We start from the raw sequence: 437 nt of genomic DNA, 5'->3' as shown, positions 1-437 counted from the left end.
GGCTGCTCCAGCAGCTCCTGTGGAGCCCACAAAGGTCCTTCGCAAAGCATCAAAGCCCCGCCACGGCAGGCTGTACGCAAAGGCCGTATTCACAGGATATAAGCGTGGTCTACGCAACCAGCACGAGAACACCGCTCTCCTCAAGGTTGAAGGAGCAAAAGACCGTAATGATGCAGTCTTTTATGCTGGCAAGCATTGCGTCTATGTGTACAGAGCTAAGAAGAGGACACCAATTCCCGGAGGTCCCCGTGGCAAAAAAACCAAGCTGCGTGCTATCTGGGGCAAGGTGACCCGCCCACATGGCAACTCTGGCAGTGTCCGAGCCAAGTTCAAGTCTAACCTCCCTGCCCAGGCTATGGGACACAGAATACGAGTGATGCTGTATCCTTCCAGGATCTAAGAACCTTCTGCTAATTATAAGAATAAGAATAAAATCC

Annotated in this window: 1 protein-coding gene; it reads left to right on the top strand. The window is 51.9% G+C overall.

Annotated features, from left to right (window positions below):
- Nucleotides 1-19: 19 nt before the first annotated feature.
- Nucleotides 20-400, top strand: coding sequence for an eL33 family ribosomal protein (locus tag F0U47_RS22975; RefSeq protein WP_149752376.1), 381 nt, complete (start codon nt 20-22; stop codon nt 398-400).
- Nucleotides 401-437: the final 37 nt, after the last annotated feature.

This window comes from Nocardioides antri (assembly GCF_008373765.1).
GTDB lineage: Bacteria > Actinomycetota > Actinomycetes > Propionibacteriales > Nocardioidaceae > Nocardioides > Nocardioides antri.
Note: the sequence above shows the minus strand (reverse complement) of the source record. Positions and strands in the feature narration are given on the sequence as shown.